This is a genomic window from Myroides sp. DW712, assembly GCF_046557355.1.
Lineage (GTDB): Bacteria > Bacteroidota > Bacteroidia > Flavobacteriales > Flavobacteriaceae > Flavobacterium.
On record NZ_JBKFDO010000007.1, the window covers coordinates 38,158 to 62,709 of the forward strand.

Sequence of the window (24,552 nt, forward strand, 5' to 3'; positions counted from 1 at the left end):
AATTGATTTTAATAAAATTTTACATTATAATTCATTCGTATTCATCGCATTAAAGGTAGGTAAAAATGCCTTACGAAAAAAATTTGTTTGCCGTTGCAGAAGAAAGAAATAACGTATCGGGTGAATTTATTTATGGCTCGTTTATGCGTGACCTTGTATTTTTAGTCGGTAAATATGAGTTCAGAAGATTTGCTCCATTAGCAAGAAAAGCGTTACGACACTATGCAAAAGATGCATATGATCCGCATACAATAGAAAAAACCAAAGAATTCGAAGTAAGAGAGTATATCGCTCGTATTATCGAAGCTAAAGTAAAATACAAATTGACTTACGATTGGGAATTTTTAGATAATTTCTTCAAAATGGCTATCGGAGAATTATTAGAGATTGATATTCCCTATGATGCAGAACGTTTGAAACATGTGAATCCTGAAGCACAAATCCCCGAACATTTGTGGAACGCTAGTTAGCTAACGATTACTTTACAATAATTTGATTCAAACTTATTCTTTGCGAGATAGTTACTTTTTATATTAGTCTTAAAATTAACTACTTGTGAATTCGTATAGCTTAGATGACCCAATACTTTTTATTGGGAAAGAAAAAGTTCCTTGGACAATTGGTAATTCCGTTGAGGGATTGCAGATATTTGGCGGTATCGGATCAGGTAAAACCTCTGGTTCTGGACGTTTTTTTGCCCTTAAATATTTATCCAAAGGTTATGGCGGTTTGGTTCTAACCGTTAAACATGATGAAAAAGATGAATGGATAAAGTACTGCAAAATTGCTAATCGTGAAAATGATTTGATTATTGCTGAACCAAAAGGAAAGCATTACTTCAACATCATGGATTACGAAAGTAGCAATCAGCATGGAGACTCTTATACCGATAATATTATGCAGGTTTTAAAAACCGTTATTCGAGCGAGTGAAGAAAAAGATACAGGAAAAAATGACGATCCTTTTTGGGAAAATGCTTCGGATATGCTTATTTCCAATACGATTGATTTATGCATGCTTGCATATCAAAAAGTTTCTATTGAACTTTTATATAACATTGCTCGCACCGTTCTAAAATCTGCATTTTTAAAGAAAACAAAAAATAATCATGTTGTAGTGAATGACACTGATGAGATTGTTGAATTTGATAAGGCAATGCTACTTGCAATTGATCATGTTAGAGAAAAAAATGTGCGATGGTCTTCAACAATTGGAATTTATGAGCAATCCAAAATGACTGAGGATGAACAGCATGAAGCCATTTTACAAAATGTACCTGAAGCACGAATATTTGCATCAGTCAAAGAATTTTTCTTGAACACTTATGCTGATTTAAATGAAAAAACACGTTCTATTGTTGATTTTACCTTTACAGGCTTTCTCTATCGTTTGCTAAGAGAACCTGTATATTCCCTGTTTTTTAATAAGCCATCAACATTTACACCTGACGATTGTCTGAATGGTAAAATTATCATCATCAATCTCCCCGTCAAAATTTATCACAAAGTCGGGCGTGATATACAAATCATGTTTAAATATATCTGGCAACGTGCAATGGAAAAACGGAATGTCAAAGAAAACGGTCGTCCTGTTTTTCTTTGGGCAGATGAAGCCCAGAATTTCCTGCACGAATATGATCCCGAATATCAAGCGACTGCCCGCAGCTCTCGCATTGCTACAGTTTATATCTCGCAGAACCTACCTAACTACTATGCCAATATGGGCGGTGCAAAAGCGGAATTTAAGGTCAAGAGTTTTTTAGGAACGTTGGCAACAAAAATATTCCATGCCAATGCGGATATTGAAACAAATAAATATGCTTCTGAATTGATAGGCGAAGATTATAAAGAAGATTGGAATGAATCAACGAATACAGTTGACGGAAAAGTTAGCATTACCCGAACCGTATCTTTAAAACTACTTAAACTTGTACGTCCCGAAACATTCAATGTACTTCTTACAGGGGGCAATAAAAATGACAAAAAAGTTACGGGCTATATTCACGTGCAAGGACTTATCATTCAAGATGGATATAGTCATCACCGAATACGATTCAATCAAGAATATGAACCTTAGTTATATAACTTTTAAATCCCTTATTCATGAAAAAAAACCTTTACTTTCGATCGGTATTACTTAGAAAAAATGACATCAAAGATGCGATTTTTGATTTCTTTTTAGGCATAGCCTCATTTCCAAGATTGGTTATTGAGGTGTTTATCAGAAAAAATATGGGAAGACGCTATTTTAAGCGTTCCGCAGCAACGCTTGTTGCTTTTTTTATGCTACTTCTACCATTTATAGTACAACCTATTGCAATTTCTTTTTCTCGTTATGGATATGATCGTCCAGACGGAATTTGGGACACCATTAAATCATACTGGCTTTGGTATTTATTTATAGTCGCATTTTGTGTCTTTTCGTATTTACGATACAAAGATATAAAGCATATAAATGACATATTTGACATGAAGCATTTCAGCCTTTCAAACGGTGATATTTTACCCTTTTTCCTATCTCTAAAATATAAAGGAAAACCGTTTTCAGTTAGACAAATTGAAATTTATATTGAACCGCTTGCCGCTTTTTTAATCGGACTACTTTGTATTATAATCAATCAAAATCTATTGGGTTGGTTTCTTATTATATGCTCTATCTCTTATAGTATTGGCTATGCAGCTTCCTATGCAAAAGGGGATGATTTCATACTCGATAAGATTGATGAAATTATCTGTAATGAGCAATTATCTGATGCTTTTATTTCTGACGAACCGACATCTGACGGCTTTCGTTTTTATGGGGATAAACCAAAATCAAAAGAATGGAGACAAAAAGTTTATGAGAAATTTTATGAAGATGATGACAATATTTCCGATGCCGAATAACCCTTAAGCACTGCTTAGGGAAGATGTCTGATATAAATTATTTAATAGACGTTATCATAATAACAATATCTTGCCCTAACATAGCCCTGATAATTTCCGGGCTATGTTGGTTTATTTAAGAACGGTTATTTGTCTTTATTAGATAATCAATTTTTACGTTTTCAATATGAAATAATATAAAACACCATTCTTATGATAAGAATGATACAAAGCAAATCGGCTGCTGGTGCAAAAAGTTATTTTTCCTCTGCTTTAAGTCAAGCTGATTATTATATCAATGACCAAGAACTGAAAGGTAAATTTCAGGGCAAATTGGTCAACAGACTTGGTTTAGGTATCGATGCGAGTAAGGATGATTTTTTTGCCTTGTGCGAAAACAGGCATCCAAAGAATGGCGATACATTGACACAACGTGTCAAAGAAAACCGAACGGTCGGCTATGATATAAATTTCCATTGCCCCAAATCCGTTTCAATCGTTCACGCCTTAAGTGGTGATCGACATATTATGGATTTGTTTGAACAAAGCGTTTCGGAAACCATGCAAGAAATCGAACGTGATGCTATGACCCGTGTGCGTAAGGGTGGTAAATATCAAGACCGAAAGACTAGTGAGCTGGTTTGGGCGGAATTTACCCATCAGACGGCAAGACCTGTTGAGCATTACGCCCCTGACCCGCATTTACACGCTCATTGCTTTGTTTTCAATGCGACTTGGGATGAGGACGAAAAAAGTTATAAGGCAGCCCAATTTCGGGATATAAAACGTGATATGCCCTATTATCAGGCACGGTTTCACAAGACCCTTGCCGATAAATTAAGTCTGGCAGGGTATGAGATTGAACGGACTAAAAACTCATTCGAGATAAAAGGCGTTCCTAAACGTGTTATTGATTATTTTTCTAAACGTACCGATGAAATCGGGCGTATTGCGGAAGAAAAAGGCATCCATTCAGCCAAAGTCCTTGATGCTCTTGGAGCAAGAACAAGAAGCAGGAAACAGCAAGGAATGTCCATGTCCGAACTTCGGCAGGAATGGAAAAGACAAATTCGGCAACTGGAAACGGTCGTGAACCTCGATAATAACCCCGAATACAATGCCCCAATCCGAAAGCCAAAAGAACGTAATTATTCCAGTCCTGAACCTGATAAAGCCGTTTCATATGCTTTGAATCATGCTTTTGAGCGATCATCTGTTATGCCTGAAAGACGGTTATTAGCCGAAGCTTATCGCTACACCACAGGACAAGAGAATATTCTTATATCCCAAATTGACCGTTCTGTTTGGCAAAACCCGAATATTATTCGGGTCAAGGAAAAAGGGCGTATTATGTGTACGACCAAAGAGGTTTTATCCGAAGAAAAAGAAATGGTTAATCTTGCCCGAAAAGGGGTTGGCAAAGTTATACCACTTTATAAACAAGCCCCTGCCCTGAATGTGACAGGACAGCAAAAAAATGCGGTTGAGCATATTTTGACCACCAGTAATCGTGTGTCGATTGTTCGGGGTGCTGCCGGTTCGGGCAAAACAACGTTGATGAAAGAAGCTGCTGAAAAAATCAGGGCTACTGGAAAAGAAATAACTGTTATTGCCCCTACGGCACAGGCTTCACGTGGGGTTTTGAAAGATGAGGGTTTTGATAATGCTGAAACGGTCGCAAAGTTCCTTGTCGATACCAAGATGCAGGAAAGCATCAAAGACCAGGTACTTTGGGTTGATGAGGCAGGATTATTAGGTACAGGCGATATGAAACGTCTGTTACAAATAACGGACAAGCAAAATGCCCGATTGATATTGGGTGGCGATACAAGACAGCACGCAAGCGTGGTGCGTGGTGATGCGTTACGTATTCTGAATACTGTTGGCGGCATCAAAACTGCCGAAGTCAATAAAATATACCGTCAACGCAAAGAAGCGTATCGGGAAGCGGTACAGGATTTGTCAAACGGTGATGTAAAGACGGCTTTTGATAAATTGGACAATCTTGGTGCCGTAAAGGAAATTGATTCCTTAAAACCCAATATGCAACTGGTCGATGATTATGTGGCAACAATAAAAAAGGGGAAATCAGCCTTGATTATTTCTCCTACTCATAAACAGGGTGAAGAAGTAACCAGTCTTGTACGTGAACAACTGAAACAACAGGGAATAATCGGCAAGCGTGAAATATCGGCAAAGAAACTTTCAAATCTGAATATGACCGAAGCCGAAAAATCGGATTATCGTTCTTACCAGCAAGGACACGTTTTGCAGTTCAATCAGAATATAAAAGGCGTTAAACGTGGTAGTACATGGATGGTTGAAAATGCCGATGAAAAGAATTTGTATATCCGAAATTCTGAAGACAAAGAGATGAGCATCGCTATTTCCTCGTCAAAGAATTTTGATGTATTCGAGGAAAAAGAAATCCGTCTTGCCAAAGGCGATAAAATTCATGTGACAAGAAACGGATTTGATACAGGTAACAAACGGCTTAACAATGGGGATAGTTTAGAAATCAAATCTGTTTCCAAGAAAAACGGTATTACCCTTATCAACCCGAAAAGCAAACACACCTATCATCTTGATAAGGATTTTGGGCATATCAGTCATGCCCATTGTGTTACGTCTTATGCCTCGCAAGGTAAAACGGTGGATGAGATTTTTATTCATCAGCCTGCCGCAACCTTTGCGGCTACGGATGCAAAACAATTTTATGTATCTGTATCACGTGGGCGTGATGATGTGCATATTTACACGGATGATAAAGAGCAATTACTGGAATACACATCGGAATTTGGTAATCGACAATCGGCAATGGAACTGGTCGAACACAGACAACATGATTATGTAAGGCAAAATCTGATTACCAAAGAACAGCAAAAGGAACAGAACAAACAGGAAGTAACAAAACAATACAACCGCAATAACTATACACGTGATTATGAGCTATGATTATAAAAGCCGCCTTGATGATTATTTATCAGGCGATCCGACAAAAAAGAATGATTCAAAAGAAGCCGAAAATATTACTTATTTCGATGAAAATTATATAGGTGTTCGGAATGTGTGTTTCGTCCTACTGGACGGCAAACAGATATTTCTGAATTACAATTATTTGGTTTCGGGTGAATACTTGCCCGAAGAAAATAAAATAACGCTGCAATTCACAACCAGCACAATCATGTTACAGGGTTATAATCTTGAAAAACTGTTTCAGGATTTTATGCAGCACTCGCCTAAATCAATAATGGCAATTGATAATCGGTATAATGATTTATCAAAAAACAATATACCGATTATTATAGGAATTAAGTTTACTCATAACTGAGCAATTTGTTAGTTCAAATACTTCTTTAAAATCGCTTCTTTTTGTTTTGGAATTTCTGCAATTTCTTTTTCGAGTTTGGCAATTTTAGTTTCGATTTCTTCTATCTGTTTAACAATTTTCTGTTGCTCAGGCAAACTAGGGAGAGTTATTTTATACTCCATGATATGTTGTTTATCACCACGAGGCATTTTAACTCCCCTAGGCTCTTCCATTACATAGTAAAAATACTCTTTTTGTTTCAATATGTAATAAATGTACTTTGAATCAACGCCTTTATCTTTTTTTTGTAAAACCAAAACATCATTTGAACTACCGCCATCATTCTCTGCAAACCAAATTTTTTGCAAATATGGTCTAATATTCGACAATAAAATGTCTCCTGTTTTGTATTCTGTTGATGTGCCTGAATCAGGAACAAAATTGGAATTAATTTTGCCTTTCATGTTTTGTAACATATTATCTACTCCAATGTAATTCATTGGGGTAAGTAAGGACGATTCAATTTTTTTATTTGAGTATTGGCAAACATCTTTAAGTCTTTTATTTTCCCCAACAGTTTTATTAAGGCACTTTTTAATTTCTTTTTTCAATTCCTCAACAGCTTTATTTAATTTTGCATCTATTTTTTCTAAAATTTCTATTTCTTGTACAATTTTTTCTTGCACATTTTGGGGCGGTAGTGGGATATATAAGTTTTGTAAATACTTGTAATGACGTTCATATTTTTCTCGATTCTCTATTAAGTCGAATATAGAATAATATAGAACATTGAAAAAATATTTAGGAATAAATTCACTTGTGGGTTTTAATAATACAGTACCATCTGCACCTCTAAAAAATTCAAAATCAATATATTTTAAACTACAAGAATGGTCTCCAAATAAAATTATTGGCAAATCCGTAACAGGATTATTTTGATTGGTATATCCTGAAATAAATTTTTCTTTTTCTTGAGTAATTACAGGATATTTACCACTTTCAAGGATATTATATTTTTCAATTTTCGTAGTATTTCCTTCGATCTTTTGCACGCTGTTAGAGATTAGTTTTTGTTCCCATTTACTTTCAATTTTTACTTTTTTTTTAGTAGAAAGCGATATGGTTTTTTCAAAAGTGACTCTATCAAAAGCAAGCATATCTACTAAATTTTGATAGCCTACATTTTGTAGTAAGTTTTCCGCAATATCTAAATCAAACTCTCCTTGAAAAGCTTTGAAAATATAGGTACTTGCTTTTTCGGGATTATCAAAAACTTCTGCATCATATAATTGAGTGCATTCATCAATTGTCCTTCCTCGCTGTACCGAATGAATCCCTTCATTACCTCTACGGTTACTAAACTCATAACCTAAGAAACGTTTTTCATCATTTTTTTCTCCCGTTTTTACTAAAACAAGCTTTTGAGGATACGCAATAATAAAATACAACAATTTTTCTTGTTCCAAAGCCAAGATGGTATTCCATTTTTCGGATTCATCTTTAGCTTTTATTTTTTGGTTATACTCTTGGTATATTTCGTGTTTTCGTACTGCATCATTTGGCTTCTTTCTCAGTAACGTAAGATAATCTTCATATACTAATCCTTCCCAAACGTGAGAGACATATTTATGAACGGGAGTTTCAATACCATTTATGGTTACGTCTTTAAGATTGGTAAAGAGCTTCTTTACGGCTTCTTCAATATTGATAGCATCTGCATTGTTTCTTCGTCTCAAAAATAACGTTACAGTATTTACCTGAGTAGCCATAAAAGTGCTCGACCCTAACTCTGTAATACCTAAAACATCAAAGTATTTTAAAATGATTTCACGAGTTTGGGTATAAATACCAGTATTATTTAAAATACTGCTGGGTAAAATAATACCTGCTACACCACCATCTTTTAAAAGCTGTTTGGTTCTTTCAATAAACAAGCATTCAATTTCACTGCTTTGGTCAGTCAAACGACTGTAAAGGTCAAAAGCTTGTTTAGCTTTTTCCTCTTCCATCATTGTTCCTTTGAAAGCAGAAACAGAATAGGGTGGATTTGAAATTACGATGTCAAATTGCTTGTTATCTTGCGGATAAGTTTTATCATTAACCTTCAATAAATCTTTGAAATAATTTGAAGTTGCAAAATCTCCCAAACCATCTCCGTGAATAACCTTTGCTAAACCATCACCATGTAAGTAACAGCTTACCTTAGCTGTTTTTACTAAACGATAGTCCTTTTCAATTGCATAGACATAGTTTTCTGCCCAATCAAATTGGTCTTCCTTCCATTTTTTTATGGCTCTTTTGGTGGTAGGTGTGTATTGATTTTCATCTAATCTATCAATGTACTCCTGTACAATTTCCATTGATTCAGTAATGAAATGCCCGCTTCCTGCCGCATAATCAATAATCGTAGGTAATAAATCGTTTTTATTTCCTTGTTCAATTTTATTCAATGCAATTTCCTGAATAGGCAAACTTTTGATAATAAAACGAGCGATCGGAACAGGTGTAAAAAACTGTCCAGATTCTTGCTTTAATCCAGTCGTTAAAAGTAATTCAAAGAAATCACTTAAAAACTGTTGACGATAATTATATCTGATTTGGTAAACTTGCAAAAGTTCTACAACTTCTTTTACAACTTTTGCATTATCTTCAAACGATACATCGTCATACACTTCTTTTATAGCAAATTCGTTATTCTTTTTAAGACGAATTTCTGTCAGAATTTCCTTGAATTTATCTTTATACTGATCTTCGACTTGCTGAAACTGTTTATCAAATTCAGTATCGCTGACATCAGTTACCTTTTTTTCCAATAATTCTAACATTCCTCTATTGTAAAGGTCAGTCAACCGTTTCTGAAAAGAAATATGATCATCTTCTCCTTCTAACCATTGAAAGTGAAGCTGTTCATCAGGGTTCCTGTTTTCATCGACAATTTTACACAAGAAAAGTGTAAATATTTTATTGAAAGCATTGGGTTTGTCCGAAACAACATTGTGTCGGAGAATTTCCAAGAAACGATTAAAAATAAAACCGCTGTCTTCTTGTTTTAAAACCTTTAAATCATTTCTAGTTAAAGCCTTGCTCTGAAATTCATAAGGTTCAACCCAGTTCTCAAAAACTCCATTAGTTTTAGGAAGCTTATTCCATCGTTCATAAAAATCTTTTACGTTACCTGTTTGTCGGTAATCTTCTTCTATTTTTACAATTATATTTTTATATTCGATACTATTTCCTTCTAATTTAGAAGTGTATAGCATCAAAACATCCGCATTCTTATCTTGTTGAAAATACGTAAAAAGTTGCCCACCATTTTTTTCTAGGTTTTTAAATTCTTTCTCGAATTCTGTCCCCCAGTTTTTACATTCAATCATCAAGTAAGCAGAACCATCATCCTTAGACACTAAGATATCTAATCTTCCACTTGTCCCGTGTCCTGTTTTCCAAGTTTTCTCTAATGTTATATTTTGTGGTTGATAGCCTTTTTCTAGTAATCTATCAACACATTCCAAAACAACCCAATTTTCAGCCTGAGAAAAGTTCTGTGTGGTCTTGCTCTCTCCCTTTATCTTCTTTCCAAAATTTATAATCTGTTGTTCAAAATCAATTTCAATAGAATAGTTATCTGCTTTGGAATATTTCTTTTGAAAAATTCCTGAAGTGTTTTCCTTTGGAAAGAACCCTAATATCGTTATATGTTTTTTTATATTTTTCATTTTCTTTTAGAATTCTGATACGTCATAATTGTTTAAAGTGAATACGCTTCATTTTAGCAAATAAATTGTACCATAAAAAATTATTTTATCTACACAATCTAAATGTCATTCCTAAACATCTATTTTCCATATAGAAAATATCCCTGCTTAGCGAAAGTAAATAATATAGCAAATTTAATCATATAAAACAAAAACATAAAAAAAATAATTTAAATAATATACAAAAAAAGGATTACTATTTATATTTTTCAAAGCAAAGCCCGACTAAATCGGGCTTTGTTTTTGTCTAATAATTTAACTGCTTCATGTAATTAACCGCTTTTGATGCCTCGCTGGCTGCGGTAACAATGCAATGCTTGTTATCTTTAAGAACTTTCAGCCAATTAGCAATGTAACTTGCGTGATCGCCCTTTTCTGCTGTGGCAATATCAAATTCGGCACACAGAAACGCAGAGCCAAGCTCGGCAACCAGTTCTTCGACTGCATATTGATTATCACCAAACTTTTTACCCTTTGTACGGTTCATGCGTTTTTCTGCACCTGACCAATGTACTAGTTCATGTAACAAGGTAGAATAATAACCCTCGGTTGCGGCACAGGTCTTTGTGTCACGAAAAGCCTCAACATTTGGCATATAAATTTTATCCTCACTCGGACGATAAAAAGCTCCATCTGCACCGTGTTCGATAACAGCTTGGGTATTTTCTATAAAGCTGTCCACAACATCAATCCGCTGTACCAAAGGTAAAGTTTCGTTTGTTGTATCATTTTCTTGCGATGTATAGCTGTTAAGCTGACAGCGATTGAATACATGATAAGCTTTCAGAAATGGGATTTTCTGGACTTCTCCCTTATCATCTTCTTTTTCGATGGTGTCGTAATAAACAATCATCGAGCCTTTTTCACCTTTACGGATTGTTTGCTTTTGTTCTGACCATTGTTTGAATGTACCCCATTCGGCAGTATCAAAATTCTTTTCAATGGTTGCACCCCACAGAAGAAGAATATTGATGCCCTGATAATGATTGTTGCTGATTGCATTATAAGGCAGATCAAAGAAACCTTTGCTTGTTTGACCGTGCCAAGGCTGTCGCCAAGGAATTGTACCTTTTTCAAGCTGTGCAATGATTGTGTCTGTGACCTCTTGATGAATATCACGGTATTTCGTTTGCGGTTTTGGTAAAGTTTGAGTTGTCATTTTGAAATTCCTTTTTGTTAAGGTTGATGAACAAGGGAATTCCAACCGAAGCTTGAACGACAAGCCGGCTGTTATTTTGGATGGGCGAGTGAATGCCTGTAAGGCAGAGGAAAATAATAGTTGGTGACGGAGTGGGTTCGGTTATGAACCTTGCTCCATCATCTGACCGTATTTTTTAAAAAGGAATTGTTACAATTCCAACTTGGCTATATGAGCCGCATTTACGTCTTTATATGGTTGATATAAAGAATTCATCGGACAGAATGCTATATTTTCGGATTTGAAAATCTCTAGCAATTTTGGTGTTGCTTTCTTACCTGCAAGGTCATTATCAAGCCAAGTGTACCCGAATTTATAGCCGTAATCTTTCACATAGGGAACAATCTGTTTCAGGCAGTTTAATGAATTCAGAATGATGGTATCATTCTTTAAAAGCCTGCCGTTCCGTTGGGTAATAACAGAAAGATAGTCAAACATTCCCTCGAAAATATTGATGCCTGACGGTTTGGGTTGAGTACCACGAATAAAAGAAATGCTCTTTTGTCCAATACAACCTTTGAAGAAACTGTTTCGTATCTCAAAAGCTTCTTCCTCGTTTTCCAGCCCCAAAGCAAAGATTGTTTTACCCGATTTTTCATTGGTAAAGGAGATTTGTTTGAGCAGTTTTTCGGCTACGGAAAGTGGAATACCTCGCTTTTCAAGGTAATGCTTTAGAGCAATATTTTTGATTGATGAAACAGATTTAAGTTGTAAGACAGGAGATTGACTCCCCTCGTCTTGTAAATGTGATGGATGATATTGAATATTACTATCGGTATTATTGTCTAACCATTTAAGGGCTTCCGAAACGGAATTATCATTGCCTTGCTGTTTAAGAAGTATCTGGACAAGTTTAATGCTATCACCGCCTGTTGCTTCGCCAAAATCAAACCAAAGGTTTTTATGATTATGAACGTGAAAGCTTGGTGTTTTTTCGGTACGGAAAGGCGATAGATACCAGTGTTCTTTATCCGATGATCGGATGGGTTTTAAATTGAATTTTTCCAAAATTCGGGCAATAGGAATGGTTTTAGCTTTCTCGATATTCATCGAAGCCTCCTAAGAATATGATGTGTGATAAAATTGGTGAACGGAATAAAACCGTTCAGAAACTATTTTGTTTCTTGCCCTAAAATAAAGGCATCAAGTACGGATTTACGGTAACGGACAGAACGGCCGATTTTAATCGGATGTAGATTGTAGCGTTTGGTACAATCCCATACTGCAAGTGTATTATGATTTTTTAGACCCAAATATCTTGCGGCTGTTTTTCGGTCAAATAACGTATCGTGATCATCAAATTTCATTGAATCCTCGTTTTAATATACTGATATTGATAAATAAGAATTCCTATTGACTCGCTCGAATCAATAGGAATTGATACCTTATATCATAATCATTATGCTAAATACAAGGAATATTATCCTGTTAATGAGTGATAATTATTCAATTCTTACGGAATGAACAATACCCTCCAAACTGGCAATATATAATCTATTAGGATTGCTTCCTACTTCTAACGTTATTGTATTTAGTTCTCCATTCTCTGGTATTTCTTGCTCAGCAATCAAGCCATTTTCATCACAAATACTTATTCTGCCCAAACCATATGAGCTAATAGAAACGATTACTTTTTCAATATGAGGTAATTGGCTGACATCTGCGATAAGAGTACTTGGCCATAAGCCAATTCCTCCTTGTGAATTATTTGTTGTAGGAACTACTTCTATAACTAAATTGCTAGGTTCTATACAATCAATCCATCCCATTTGGTAACTGTTACCTGTTTTAAATTCTATTCCCTGATCAATAAAAGAAGTTGCACCATCGGGAAGATTCAAGTTTGTGAAATCTAAAGTGATTGGTAATGATGGAGTAGTTACATCATCATCGTGATCTTGACTGTAATACGGTACATATCCGTTCGGATCAGAAATAATCTCTTGAATTTCGGTATCGGATACTTTTACAAAATGATAATTGTAGCTTGTTCCCTGCATCGTAACACTGACTTTATAATGGGTGTCTGATTTTTCTTCAGTAATCGTTCCGTCAATTGTTCCCAACATAGTTTTAAAGCATGTTGTTACACCTGATGTAATATAACAAAAATCATCGGTTTTAAATTCAAACCCTAATTCAGTTGATGATAGGTTTCTGTTAGCAATACTAGGTGCAGAACTAATGTCTGTTGTCCATTTTCCTAAAATCCATGATGGCGGATTGAATGAATTACCGTTCGTGTTTGAGTCTCCTGAATCATCAGAAGAACAGCCAATAAAAATGACCGTTAAAAGCAATAGTAAAAGTGATTTTTTCATACAAATTGTTGTTTAAATGATTTACTCAATACCAAAGCAGGTAATTTTCATTTTATTTCCCGCACTCATTTCATCTGTTCCGTTCGGCACAAATGCGTACTCGCCTGTTTCAACATTATCAGGCAAAATAATTTCGTATAAATTATCTTTGATCTTCTTGTAGGTTAAAGTAACCTGCACGTCATTTGTAGATTTTGCTTTTGTAAATGTTCCCTGCATTGTTGAAATAAGAAAACTTCTCTTTCCTTTTTTTACTTTGCCTTTGATGAGGGTAAATGCATCCGAAGGATCAACTCCTTTTTCAACACTTATCACGAATTTAGGAAGTTTAGATTTTGAAAATTGTACTGTTGAAGACGGTGTAAATGCCGTATAATAAATTTCAACACCTGCATATCCTAACATTTTATGTTTTTGTTCATGTTGGGCATCAACACGTTCCAGCTCAGATAGTGTGCTGTTTTCTAAAGCATACGGTCTTCCCGTAAATTCAGGAGTTGGAGTTTTTTGTGCAAAAGCACTTGTCCCAATAAGGAACATAAACGCAAGTAAGATGTAATGTTTCATAATAAGTTAGAGTTAAATAAATATGGATTTAAAATTTGTTGTATTTAATTGAGATTATTTCAAATTTGTAATTTCTTTTATTCTATCAAACATGATTTCAGCATCTCTTTCTCCCAACCCTTTTGCTAAAACGACATCGTTGGAACCGTAACGAATGCATATTTTGTTGTTTGATTTTTCGATAATTTCATGAACAGTCTGAACGTTCTGATATGTGATGTGTGTTCTTTGTATAAAAAAGGAATGTACATGCTCTCTATTGTAAGTTTTTTTACCTACAATTATATCTCTATCACCAATTTTAAATTCATGTAATTTTTTAGTACGGAAGTAATTTAAAATGAACGTATAGATCAATCCAAATGCTACCGTAAAAATGAGAAAGAACATAAATCCCCAAAAAATCCCGTCTTTCCCCATTGGTATGACTATCATAACAGCTAATATAGCTGCCGGAATTATCATTGCATAAGCAAGTTGTGAGGTTGCTAACTTATAGCTTATTGGTGTTTTTCTGTAAGATACTATAGTGTAATCCCGTTCTTTCGTTATCTCGAAATTATACTTTGCTTTTACTTCTGTACTCATAATTTTTAGATTTAGTTTATGCTATGACTCTTTTTTAATTTTATCAGCAAAGTCTTTCCCCGCCTTACCCATATCTTTTGCAGCATTTTTAATTTTATCTCCTGCACCAGTAAAAATCTTTTGCAAGCGTTCTCCGTCATCCGTTGTAAAGTTTTTTAACGTAGAAACTTCTTGTACACCTGATTGATCAAATTCCAAGTAAGGTGCATCTGAAAACCCTAGTGGCTTAGCTATAAAAACCGTAGGAATAGTCAATCTTTTAGTATTATAAAGCTTTACTGACTGATTGTATTTTTCTCTACAATACTGAATGTCCTTTTCACATTCTTGAATACTATCTACTAGACGATGGTATTGTGAATCTGCCTTTAAGTTTGGAAAACGATCAGCCATTCCCTGTATTGTTGCAAATACGCTTCCTGATTGCTGATAAGCTCCCTCTAAGTTGCCTTGGGTAGCATCTTGAGACACCTTGAGATGAACCATTTGTTCACCTGTCTGATAATTTTTGACAACTTCAATCAATTGATTAATTAATGCCAATTTTTTACTAACAGAGACCTGAGCATTTGATGCTTTCTCTCTAATATCTTGCGATAATTTTTGCAAAGAGTTATAGGAAAGTCCTGTAACAATTAAAGCCGCAACGATTAAAATGATTAAAAATCCAAACATAAAAACGGTTTTAGGGATATTAAATACGGATACAAACTTCTTCAAAAACAGTTGATTTTTGTATGAACAAAAAAGAATATTTTATACCTTTACGGTCTAAACAAGAACAAAAATGGTAGAAACCCGAAAAAAAATTCGCTCGCTACGTGAAATCAAAGGATACAGTCAAGAGTTTATGGCTGAGAAATTGGATATTTCACAACGTACTTATAGTAAAATTGAAAGTGGACAGGTAAAACTTGACTTAGAACGCTTAAAAACAATCGCAGAACTTCTTGAAGTAGAATTTATCAATTTACTTGATGATAATGCAACAAGCACATTTAATAATTATAGCAAGGTTAAGAACTTCGGAAATGTTTATATCTCGTCACAGGACTATATTGAGCATTTGATAGAAGAAAACAAATACCTGAAACAACAGGTAGAGCGATTGATGCGTATGTTGGAAGATAAGAAGTGATTTTAACTTTAAAAATCTGATATGTACCGACGCCAAAACTGTTTTAAAACGACTTGAGAGAAAAGCCTCCTTTGACTAAAGTTTTCTTAAAGTCGCTAATCCTTATTTGGTAAGCTCCATTATCAAACTTCATTTACGTATATAATTATCAGATTTTTTGACGATACAAATAACATCATAGTGATAGTTATAGGTTAAAATCACCTATTTATAACATTACTGTATTACCAAACAACATACATAAAAACAAAAATAACAGTACTGTCTCAAATGCTATATCACCCCATTAAAAAAACAAAACAACAAAATAGATTAATACATAAAACCTTAATTCATATATATTTAATTGCTATATTTGCATGGATTTTTAATTTAAAATACTTGCATATTGGCATATAAATTGCTATACTTGTATTGTAAAGGTAAATAATATGAAACGGTTAGACGAATTAAAGAAACATCTTAAGCGTGGTAGTGTCTATCGCAGAAGTGACCTTATGAAATGGTCTAATGCAGTTGATCGCCACCTGACAGAACTTGTGAATGACGGAACGCTTCAAAAGCTTTCGCAAGGGCTATACTATTACCCGAAAGAAACTGTTTTCGGTGCTGTACCACCAGATGAAAAAGTTTTAGTTCGTAGTTTTCTGAAAGATAATAAATTTCTTTTGACCTCTCCTAATGATTATAACAAGCTTGGTGTAGGCACAACCCAACTATATAACAAACGTGTTGTGTATAACCGTAAACGACATGGTGAGTTTGAATTAGGAGGAAGGAAATTTTTCTTCCATGCTAAACCTCGTTTCCCTAAAGAAGTAACACAAGAATTCTTATTGGTCGATTTAGTCAATAACCTTGATACCCTTGCAGAAGATACTAAAGAAGTTTTATCCAAAGTTCGGAATAAGGTTAAAACGATGGATGTTCAAAAACTGCATAAGACTGTTAAAGCTTATGGTGGTGCAAGAGCAAAGAAAGTTTTGACCCCATTATTAAATACTTTAGAGCAAAGACACTATGCCTAAGCAATATCTACATGACCGCCCTGATTTCCTTGACCTGTTACGTATTTTAGAAGAAGAAACAGGTATTCAAATCCAGTTAATTGAAAAAGATTACTGGATTATGCACGTCTTGTTTGGTTTGAAGCAACAAGGATTTGATTTTGAACTAAAAGGCGGTACATCTTTATCCAAAGGATATAAAATTATAAATCGTTTTTCCGAGGATATAGATATTCATATTAAGCCTCCTGCCGAATTGGGGGTTAATGAAAATCCTAAAAACACCAAAGAAAAAAGTGTTCAATCTCGTAAAGAATATTATGACTGGCTTGCAGATCACATTAAAATTGACGGTATTGTGTCTGTTGTAAGAGATCATGATTTCGATGATACAGATTATTATCGAAGTGGCGGTATCAGATTACATTACGAATCTAAAACAGGTCATATAGACGGATTAAAGGACGGCATATTACTTGAAGCAGGATTTGATACCGTTACACCAAATACACAAATTACAATCAGTTCTTGGGCATTTGATAAAGCTTTTAGCAATCCTAAAATATCAATCATAGATAATCGTGCAATTGATATAGCCTGTTATCATACGGGTTATACGTTTGTTGAAAAACTGCAAACTATAGCTACAAAATACCGACAGGAAAAAAGCGGTTCTGCACCCCGTGCAAATCTTATGCGACAATATTATGATGTTTATTCTTTATTGGCATATAAAGAGGTTCAGGACTTTATAGGAACAGATGAATACCTTGCTCATAAAAAAGCTCGTTTTCCAAAGGTTGATTTAGATATTCCTATTGCCGAAAATGAAGCATTTTTATTGAATGATCCTGAACAGAGAGAAGCATTCAAAACAAGATATGTTGCTACTGCTTCACTTTATTATAACGGACAGCCTGAATTTGAGGAATTACTAGTAAGGATTAAAGAGAATATTGATCAACTTTGATGTTATTTTTTCTTCTAAAAGTTTTCGTCGTAGATTATTTTTTAGCTGTTTGAATAACAAATTTTGCAAAAATATCAATTAAGCAAACAAAATATATAACAGAAAAGACAGTTGAGAGCCATATCATGCTACTTAAAATATGTTTAAAACTAATCTCTGTTTCCCAGAACTCATATACTTTTAACTTGGCACCATCAATAAAAAAATAAAGTAAGATTAAAACAATCGTTATTACCGATGCCTTTGTTGATTTTACAAATTTTTCAACAAGTATATGTAATAAAGTTTTTGAATTATCTTTTGTATCTTCTTGCTTGTACAATTCTTTAGAAAAACTTGATGTTGCAATAATGGATAAACCTGTAACAACAAATCCTGTAACTATTGACAAAAAGGCTAATATATCTCCAAAAGCCTTTGAATTGTCAAAATACCAATATGTAGAAAACATAAACAAAGTTCCTACAAGCATACTCTCAAATATTATTGTTTTAATTACTTGCATTAGCTTCTTCTTCTAATTTGGAAATCATTTGAGTAAAAACATCAGGAGTGTCGAACATTTCATTCTCATCGACATTCGCTTTAATATCAATTTTCCTTGTAAAAAGACTGTTGTTAAAAAGCATACCGAGATTTTTTTCATCTCTACCAGAAATCATTACCCCTTGGAAATTTGTACGATTTTTAAAAATACTTTTTACTTTTTCTAATAAAGTGTCCCCAACTAAAATATTTTGATATTTTAAATGTAGTACAGCTTCGTGAGCCCCATACATTTCATCAACTAAGGCTTGAGAAAGAGAATTGGTTTGCGTAAATATATTAGGAGCTGCACTAATTTTAATTTGATCAAGTGTTTTTAAAGAGTCTATAAATTTTTGCTCTTCATAAACATCTTTAAATACAATTTTTTTATTTCCAAATTTTTTCTGAAAATAATCAAGGATAACCGACTTTTTCTTCGTATTACTTAACCATAAATAGCTGGTTTTTAAATCAAAAATAGCAAAGTAATCCTTTGGTTCTATTTGATCACTTTCTCTTGGATTAGGTTCAAGTTCTTGTTTAGTTTTATTATAAACATTCGGATTTCTTGGCATTGCTGAACCATCAGAAAAACAAACTTTTAAATAATCATTGTCATAATCTAATTTAAAAATCTGTACACTATTCCCATTAACTTCATCAAAAGTGCCTTCATGAACAACCGTCTTAAATTCTTCAAGAGAAATTCTACTGTCATTAATAAAACAAACAATACCACTAAAAGTCAAAACCTTTTTAGCCATCTCTACACCTTAGGATTTACATCATTCTAATTACTTAATAATATTCAAATATAGTAAATTATAAAGCTAAATTTTAATAGTTTTTACTTGAACTATTGAAAAAAATATTTTTAATAATCAAACATAGCCTGCGTTGCTTTTTCAATGGAAGCCCTAATTGGATCAAGATTTAATCGAGCATATACCTGTGTGGATTGAGAGGATTTATGCCCCAAGCTTTTTCCAATAATTTGTAAGCTCGCTCCTGTGATTGCCTGATAACTACCAAATGTCCTGCGAATATCATGAATGTGAATATCCATCAACCCTATGGGAAGCGTGATATTCTCTTTTCTAGCTCTATCGAAAATAGCATTATATGATTTATTCACCTGCTCATAATCATTTACTGATAAATCATATTCACGGATGAATTTTGCATACTGACTATCTGTTGCCCATAAATAAATAGTACCCTTTTGTTGAGTTCGTTTCCATGCACGTTTAAAATTTACAAAATGCTTTGTTTCATCTTCTAGGCTTGGAAAAACCCAATCGCTATTAGAAGTCTGCTTTCTCGTTTGTAAAATATCCATCGCACGCTCAACTAATGGAATGGTAACTGGTTCTCCGTTTTTTGTTAGAGGAACACGCCAGATATTCATTTCCCAGTTTATATCTACCCAACGCATCATAAGCGTATTAGTTCTTCTTGCACCAGTTAGTAGTAACATCCATAGATAATCACGTGCCGTTATATTTTTTTCCTCATTAAGAGCTTTAATCAAACAAGGCATTTCGTTAGGTAATATAAAGCGATCTCTTGCTTTTTCTTTGTATTTTTTAATACCGATAGCTGGATTGATGCCATCCCATCCCCATTCAATAGCTTTATTATATATAGCTCTCACACGTTCTAAAATTCTGTTTGCTTGATATAATCCATGTTTATCATGGATTGTTTCAACCAATCTTTGCACCTCTACTTTTTGAATATCTCCAATTTTTCGTTTAAACCAATGAGAGAGAAATTTATTCACTTCTCGTTCATCATACCTCCAAGATCGTTTATGCTTTCGGCTATAACGTTCCATGTATTCCTGAAATAATTTTTCAAAAGTAAATTCATTGCGTATAGCCCGTACTTCATCTTGAGGGTTTATACCTTTAGCAATATCTCCCAATTTTACCGTAGCCATTTTTCGTGCATTTTCGATTGTTAAATCTGGAAATACACCAAGAAATATACGTTCGGGGTATCCCTTTATTTTCTTATAGAGATAAAAAGATTTTGTACCACTTGGGCGAACTTCAAGAATTAAGCCTTTTACTTTTTCATCATAATAAGCTTTCCGTTTCTTTTCTGGTATAGCTACATTTTGTAAGATTTGTTTCGTGAAGTTTAATCGAGATATAGCCATTTCTTCCTCTTTTATTCAAAAACTGGTTCTACCCTGGTTCTACCTTTTTGAGTAATTTTGGTATAATTTGAACAATATCAATTACACCACCAATAGTCAATTAACTAACTAAAATATATACACAAATAACCAATAATAAGCACAATTAAACTATACATAATATGGCAAAAATACAACTCATAACCTGAAGGCCGCAGGTTCAAATCCTGCCCCCGCAACCAATAAAATCAAACACTTACCATACAATTATAGAAAATCAAAAAGTCCGGTTCTACCTTGGTTCTACCGCTTAAATTAAGTTCAAAATAAATTTTAAGAATACTTATTTTTGATTATTTGAAATTAATAGATATGGCTATTTCACCCATATAGATAATTTACATATATTAAAATTGATACCGAATCCTCATGGGAGAAAAATAAGTGTCAGTTTCAGAACTCTATAAACTAACAGAAATAGAATTGATCTATCGAACTCAAAGTGCCTTTAATGATCGGCACAAAATAACTACATCAAAAGATGCTTACGAGTTGTTTCGTCATAATTGGGATGAAAACAAAATTGAATTCATTGAGCAGTCAAAAATTATCTTGCTCAATAGAGCTAATCAGGTTCTAGGAATATATCAGGTATCATCAGGTGGTACTTCTGGAACAGTTGTCGATTCAAAACAGGTTTTCATTGCTGCATTAAAAACCAATGCAAGCGGTATTATACTTGCTCACAATCATCCATCAGGAAATCTTAAACCTAGTGAAGCAGATTTACGGCTTACAAATAAGCTTTATAAAGCTGGAAAATACATCGATATTGATATACTAGATCATCTAATTATCACAAAAGAAAATTACTATTCTTTTGCTGATTCAGGACGTTTAGGTGTGCCATTTTAGACAACAGCGGTACAAGACCGCTGTTTTTTATGATATGTTGGTTCTGTTAACAAGAAAGAAAATCAGACTATCTGCATTTGTCACTAATTGACTTGTTATTAAGGTATGGTCATCTGTTATTGGGTTATCTAATACTATTCTTTCATCCCAATTCAGTGCTGATATTTGAGCATTTACAGTTCTGTTATTTTCAATGGAATTTGAAAAGAACACACCGTAAACATTATAAAATTGTTCTTTTCCCTTTTGTATCATTTCTTCAACATCATTCGGATATAAATGCGATGAAATGAAAGCGATATCAGTTGGATTAAAATGCTTGTCAAAATATTCTTCTACAGAATTATAAGTCTCTTTTTTTTCCTGATAACTTCTATTTCCGAATGATGCTTTTTCATATTTACGTTTAATTTCAGGATGCATTATATTAAAGCCAAGGTTAACTTTTAAAGTTTCATACTTTAGTCCGCACAGACGCTCAATAATAAGCTTTTGTAATGTAGTCTTTCCTGTACAATCATCTCCAATGAGAATGAATAACATTTTTGTTTTTGCTGGCATATTGGTTCTTTTTGTTAAAGTTAAAAAAATAAGTTAAATCATCAAAGATTGATTATATTTCACGTACCTATCACCGCTTCTAAAGCTTCATCAGCATCTTTATAAATAAACGCTGATTGATAACCGATTGTCGTTTTAATATCGCTGTGCCTGTAAAGCTTTTGTAGCATTTGCACGGGAATTTTATCTCCTGCTTGTGTTGCAAAAGTATGGCGTGAAATATGCATTGTAACTTTACTTTCAATTTTAGCAGAAGGAAGCACAAATTTTTTCAGGATTTTGTTATATCGGTTTACGGCATTTGCAATTTTACGTTTTACTTCAAATTCGTCATGTAAATTCGGTAAAACTTTTAGGTCAGGAAAAATCAAATCATTATCCTTGTGTTTTTCATTGGCGTATTTGTCTAGAATAGCAAGAGCTTTTTCAGGTGCTTTCAAAGAACCTGCTTTATTGTTTTTTCCCATAGTGTAATGTAAACGCATATCTTTAAAATCAGACCAACGCAAACGTAAAACATCAGAAATTCGCATACCTGCAAAATAATAAGATATAAGCCAAAGATTTCTTGCGTGGTCGTGACTTAAAACAGAAAGCTCCACTTGTTCTAATCGTGTTACTTCATCCATACTAATTCCTACTTTAGTACTTTCAGGAATTTCGATTGACGTTTTACCCTTGCCAAATGGATAATATTTTTCTTCAGTAATACCTTCTTTTATCGCTTGATTGAAAATTGAACGTATCATTACAAAATAATTAGCAACTGTTCGCTCACTGCTTTTACGTTTAGCAATAAGTTCTACTTTGAATCGATTTAAAAGCCCTTCCGTTATATCAGAAAAAGCTATATCACTTAATCCTGTTTCTTTTACTCCCTTTTTTCCTGTAGGCTTAGTTTTGGTTATATCTCTGCCACTAACAAACAACTGGAATATTTTAACCCGTGATCTTTCTGCAATAAAACAATTATAGTTTCCTGTTTTTTCAAGATTAGACAGGAAGATTTCAGCTTGTACAAAGAAAGTAGCACCGCCCTTAGGTTTTATTTTTTGCTTTATGGCTTTGGTTGATACTTCTTTTTTTTGAGTTTCAATCTCTAAAGATGTATCATTTGCTTCCGCTTTCTTTTTCAGAAGAAAGTTATTCAATCGTTTTGAATTGGGATGTGATGATTTTACACGTTGCTCATCAGCGATCCAGTCTTCAATTTTTACACTATATCCTAGATGTATAAAAGATGATTTCCTATCTTTGGTAATACGCAATGCAAGAGGATAAGTACCGTCTTTATTGATTTTCTTACGAAGAACTATTTTAACCGTTGCCATAGTAGAAGATTTTTGTTGTACCAAAGATACAAAATATTGGTACAACATAGGTACAACAAATAACGTTTTTATATGGTGTTATACGAATCTTAAAAATCATAAAAACCAGTAAATAAAGGGTTTTTGAATCATATCAATCCATATAAAACCAAAAGATAAGAATTCATAACCCTGAGGTCACGGGTTCAACTCCCGTCTTCGCTACAAAGACTTAATCGAAAGATTAGGTCTTTTTTTTGTTAATTTTCCATTCTGGTATAGTACAATTAAAAAGGTGTGAGTTTTATATGGTTAACGCACCAATTTTTATATTTCAATTCCTGTATAGTACGATTAAAAATTATATAGCAGTCCATCATGGAGTAGATGCAATCTCATTTCAATTCCTGCATAGTACGATTAAAACTCAAAAGATCTATAAAGAAGCGCAAACAACTGTATTTCAATTCCTGTATAGTACGATTAAAAGCATTATAGGTACTTCACTCGGTTTTGATTTTAAGGAATTTCAATTCCTGTATAGTACGATTAAAGGGTTGACTAAAGTTGAAAAGAAGATTAAAGATCTCATATTTCAATTCCTGTATAGTACGATTAAAGGGTTAAACAACGAAAAAACAGCTTTCGACACAAGTAAATTTCAATTCCTGCATAGTACGATTAAAGGTTCTATATTGGTGTTAAATAAGTTTATCATGAGATATATTTCAATTCCTGCATAGTACGATTAAAGGCTTTCAGGTTTAAAGCAGATGATGGATAGTACAACATTTCAATTCCTGTATAGTACGATTAAAGGTTGGAACAGGAATGGTCATGTACATAGCAAAGTGATATTTCAATTCCTGTATAGTACGATTAAAGGCTCTAATGGAGGCTTTCAAGGTACTTTGTCAATCAAATTTCAATTCCTGTATAGTACGATTAAAGGATCGAATTATACCAAGGGGCAAAAAGCACTAACGAAATTTCAATTCCTGTATAGTACGATTAAAGGTTGCTGTGGGTTCTCGAGAGCAACAGTTTACTCTATTTCAATTCCTGTATAGTACGATTAAAGGTTAATGGATGAATTTGAGAATCCATCAGCATCCATATTTCAATTCCTGTATAGTACGATTAAAGGCAAAATATGATAACACAAAAATTAGTGTACATTTTAAATTTCAATTCCTGTATAGTACGATTAAAGGTCAAAGTCAATTTCAACTTCTTGCTTAATTACTTCATTTCAATTCCTGTATAGTACGATTAAAGGTAGGTACATACGGTACAGTAGTGGGTCCATATTCTGATTTCAATTCCTGTATAGTACGATTAAAGGTACGTCTGATTGGAAAATATGGCAATGTCCAA

Annotated in this window: 22 protein-coding genes and 1 CRISPR repeat array (1 of these 23 only partly in view); of the genes, 9 read left to right on the forward strand and 13 right to left on the reverse strand. The window is 33.8% G+C overall.

The window, feature by feature from the left end; all coding sequences use genetic code 11:
• The first annotated feature begins 65 nt into the window (after positions 1–65).
• The 5 genes from ACLJX0_RS07245 to ACLJX0_RS07265 all read left to right on the forward strand — a co-directional run bounded on the left by ACLJX0_RS07245 (position 66) and on the right by ACLJX0_RS07265 (position 6,195).
• Entirely contained in the window at positions 66–470 is a 405-nt protein-coding gene (locus ACLJX0_RS07245) for a hypothetical protein (protein ID WP_410879461.1), read from the forward strand.
• An 85-nt stretch (positions 471–555) separates the two neighbouring features.
• The gene (locus ACLJX0_RS07250; RefSeq protein ID WP_410879463.1) at positions 556–2,076 is read left to right on the forward strand and encodes a type IV secretory system conjugative DNA transfer family protein; all 1,521 of its coding nucleotides are present in this window, start codon (positions 556–558) and stop codon (positions 2,074–2,076) included.
• Between the two features lie 26 nt (positions 2,077–2,102).
• Positions 2,103–2,885, forward strand: a complete 783-nt coding sequence (locus ACLJX0_RS07255; RefSeq protein WP_410879465.1) for a hypothetical protein — start codon at positions 2,103–2,105, stop codon at positions 2,883–2,885.
• Positions 2,886–3,077: 192 nt separating this feature from the next.
• On the forward strand, positions 3,078–5,819 hold the full coding sequence (gene mobF / locus ACLJX0_RS07260; protein WP_410879466.1) for a MobF family relaxase: 2,742 nt from the start codon (positions 3,078–3,080) through the stop codon (positions 5,817–5,819).
• Positions 5,809–6,195 carry a hypothetical protein gene (locus ACLJX0_RS07265; protein WP_410879468.1) on the forward strand — a complete coding sequence of 129 codons (387 nt, stop codon included), beginning with the start codon at positions 5,809–5,811 and terminating at the stop codon, positions 6,193–6,195. Before mobF ends, ACLJX0_RS07265 begins: the two co-directional genes overlap by 11 nt.
• Before the next feature lie 8 nt (positions 6,196–6,203).
• Here ACLJX0_RS07265 and ACLJX0_RS07270 read toward each other — a convergent pair whose 3' ends face one another.
• The 8 genes from ACLJX0_RS07270 to ACLJX0_RS07305 form a co-directional block, all read right to left on the reverse strand.
• Entirely contained in the window at positions 6,204–9,890 is a 3,687-nt protein-coding gene (locus ACLJX0_RS07270) for an N-6 DNA methylase (RefSeq protein WP_410879470.1), read from the reverse strand.
• A 286-nt stretch (positions 9,891–10,176) separates the two neighbouring features.
• Positions 10,177–11,088 carry an ArdC family protein gene (locus tag ACLJX0_RS07275; RefSeq protein WP_410879471.1) on the reverse strand — a complete coding sequence of 304 codons (912 nt, stop codon included), beginning with the start codon at positions 11,086–11,088 and terminating at the stop codon, positions 10,177–10,179.
• Between the two features lie 189 nt (positions 11,089–11,277).
• On the reverse strand, positions 11,278–12,177 hold the full coding sequence (locus ACLJX0_RS07280; protein WP_410879473.1) for a toprim domain-containing protein: 900 nt from the start codon (positions 12,175–12,177) through the stop codon (positions 11,278–11,280).
• 62 nt (positions 12,178–12,239) lie between these two features.
• Complete coding sequence (locus ACLJX0_RS07285; protein ID WP_410879475.1) at positions 12,240–12,434, reverse strand: hypothetical protein; 195 nt, start codon at positions 12,432–12,434, stop codon at positions 12,240–12,242.
• 135 nt (positions 12,435–12,569) lie between these two features.
• Positions 12,570–13,448, reverse strand: a complete 879-nt coding sequence (locus tag ACLJX0_RS07290) for a hypothetical protein (RefSeq protein ID WP_410879476.1) — start codon at positions 13,446–13,448, stop codon at positions 12,570–12,572.
• 21 nt (positions 13,449–13,469) lie between these two features.
• Complete coding sequence (locus ACLJX0_RS07295) at positions 13,470–14,015, reverse strand: hypothetical protein (RefSeq protein ID WP_410879477.1); 546 nt, start codon at positions 14,013–14,015, stop codon at positions 13,470–13,472.
• A gap of 54 nt (positions 14,016–14,069) precedes the next feature.
• The gene (locus ACLJX0_RS07300; protein WP_410879479.1) at positions 14,070–14,603 is read right to left on the reverse strand and encodes a hypothetical protein; all 534 of its coding nucleotides are present in this window, start codon (positions 14,601–14,603) and stop codon (positions 14,070–14,072) included.
• Positions 14,604–14,624: 21 nt separating this feature from the next.
• On the reverse strand, positions 14,625–15,323 hold the full coding sequence (locus tag ACLJX0_RS07305) for a LemA family protein (RefSeq protein WP_410879481.1): 699 nt from the start codon (positions 15,321–15,323) through the stop codon (positions 14,625–14,627).
• 67 nt (positions 15,324–15,390) lie between these two features.
• On the opposite strand from ACLJX0_RS07305, the gene ACLJX0_RS07310 reads away from it, so the two are divergent.
• The 3 genes from ACLJX0_RS07310 to ACLJX0_RS07320 all read left to right on the forward strand — a co-directional run bounded on the left by ACLJX0_RS07310 (position 15,391) and on the right by ACLJX0_RS07320 (position 17,718).
• Positions 15,391–15,741 carry a helix-turn-helix domain-containing protein gene (locus ACLJX0_RS07310; RefSeq protein WP_410879483.1) on the forward strand — a complete coding sequence of 117 codons (351 nt, stop codon included), beginning with the start codon at positions 15,391–15,393 and terminating at the stop codon, positions 15,739–15,741.
• A gap of 431 nt (positions 15,742–16,172) precedes the next feature.
• Positions 16,173–16,769, forward strand: a complete 597-nt coding sequence (locus ACLJX0_RS07315) for a DUF6088 family protein (protein WP_410879485.1) — start codon at positions 16,173–16,175, stop codon at positions 16,767–16,769.
• Complete coding sequence (locus ACLJX0_RS07320) at positions 16,762–17,718, forward strand: nucleotidyl transferase AbiEii/AbiGii toxin family protein (RefSeq protein WP_410879487.1); 957 nt, start codon at positions 16,762–16,764, stop codon at positions 17,716–17,718. Before ACLJX0_RS07315 ends, ACLJX0_RS07320 begins: the two co-directional genes overlap by 8 nt.
• Before the next feature lie 34 nt (positions 17,719–17,752).
• Here ACLJX0_RS07320 and ACLJX0_RS07325 read toward each other — a convergent pair whose 3' ends face one another.
• The 3 genes from ACLJX0_RS07325 to ACLJX0_RS07335 all read right to left on the reverse strand — a co-directional run bounded on the left by ACLJX0_RS07325 (position 17,753) and on the right by ACLJX0_RS07335 (position 20,410).
• Entirely contained in the window at positions 17,753–18,223 is a 471-nt protein-coding gene (locus tag ACLJX0_RS07325; protein ID WP_410879489.1) for a hypothetical protein, read from the reverse strand.
• Positions 18,210–19,010 carry a hypothetical protein gene (locus ACLJX0_RS07330; protein ID WP_410879491.1) on the reverse strand — a complete coding sequence of 267 codons (801 nt, stop codon included), beginning with the start codon at positions 19,008–19,010 and terminating at the stop codon, positions 18,210–18,212. The genes ACLJX0_RS07325 and ACLJX0_RS07330 overlap by 14 nt, the downstream gene beginning before the upstream one ends.
• Before the next feature lie 110 nt (positions 19,011–19,120).
• Positions 19,121–20,410 carry a tyrosine-type recombinase/integrase gene (locus tag ACLJX0_RS07335; RefSeq protein WP_410879492.1) on the reverse strand — a complete coding sequence of 430 codons (1,290 nt, stop codon included), beginning with the start codon at positions 20,408–20,410 and terminating at the stop codon, positions 19,121–19,123.
• A 423-nt stretch (positions 20,411–20,833) separates the two neighbouring features.
• Here ACLJX0_RS07335 and ACLJX0_RS07340 point away from each other — a divergent pair, with 423 nt between their 5' ends.
• Entirely contained in the window at positions 20,834–21,304 is a 471-nt protein-coding gene (locus tag ACLJX0_RS07340; protein ID WP_410879493.1) for a JAB domain-containing protein, read from the forward strand.
• Positions 21,305–21,331: 27 nt separating this feature from the next.
• On the opposite strand, the gene ACLJX0_RS07345 is transcribed toward ACLJX0_RS07340, so the two are convergent.
• Positions 21,332–21,865 (reverse strand): hypothetical protein, encoded by a 534-nt coding sequence (locus ACLJX0_RS07345; RefSeq protein WP_410879495.1) that lies wholly within the window; start codon positions 21,863–21,865, stop codon positions 21,332–21,334.
• A gap of 59 nt (positions 21,866–21,924) precedes the next feature.
• On the reverse strand, positions 21,925–23,196 hold the full coding sequence (locus ACLJX0_RS07350) for a tyrosine-type recombinase/integrase (protein ID WP_410879497.1): 1,272 nt from the start codon (positions 23,194–23,196) through the stop codon (positions 21,925–21,927).
• 310 nt (positions 23,197–23,506) lie between these two features.
• Positions 23,507–24,552: a CRISPR direct-repeat array (repeat unit 30 nt; unit sequence ATTTCAATTCCTGTATAGTACGATTAAAGG) (it continues 4,509 nt past the right edge of the window).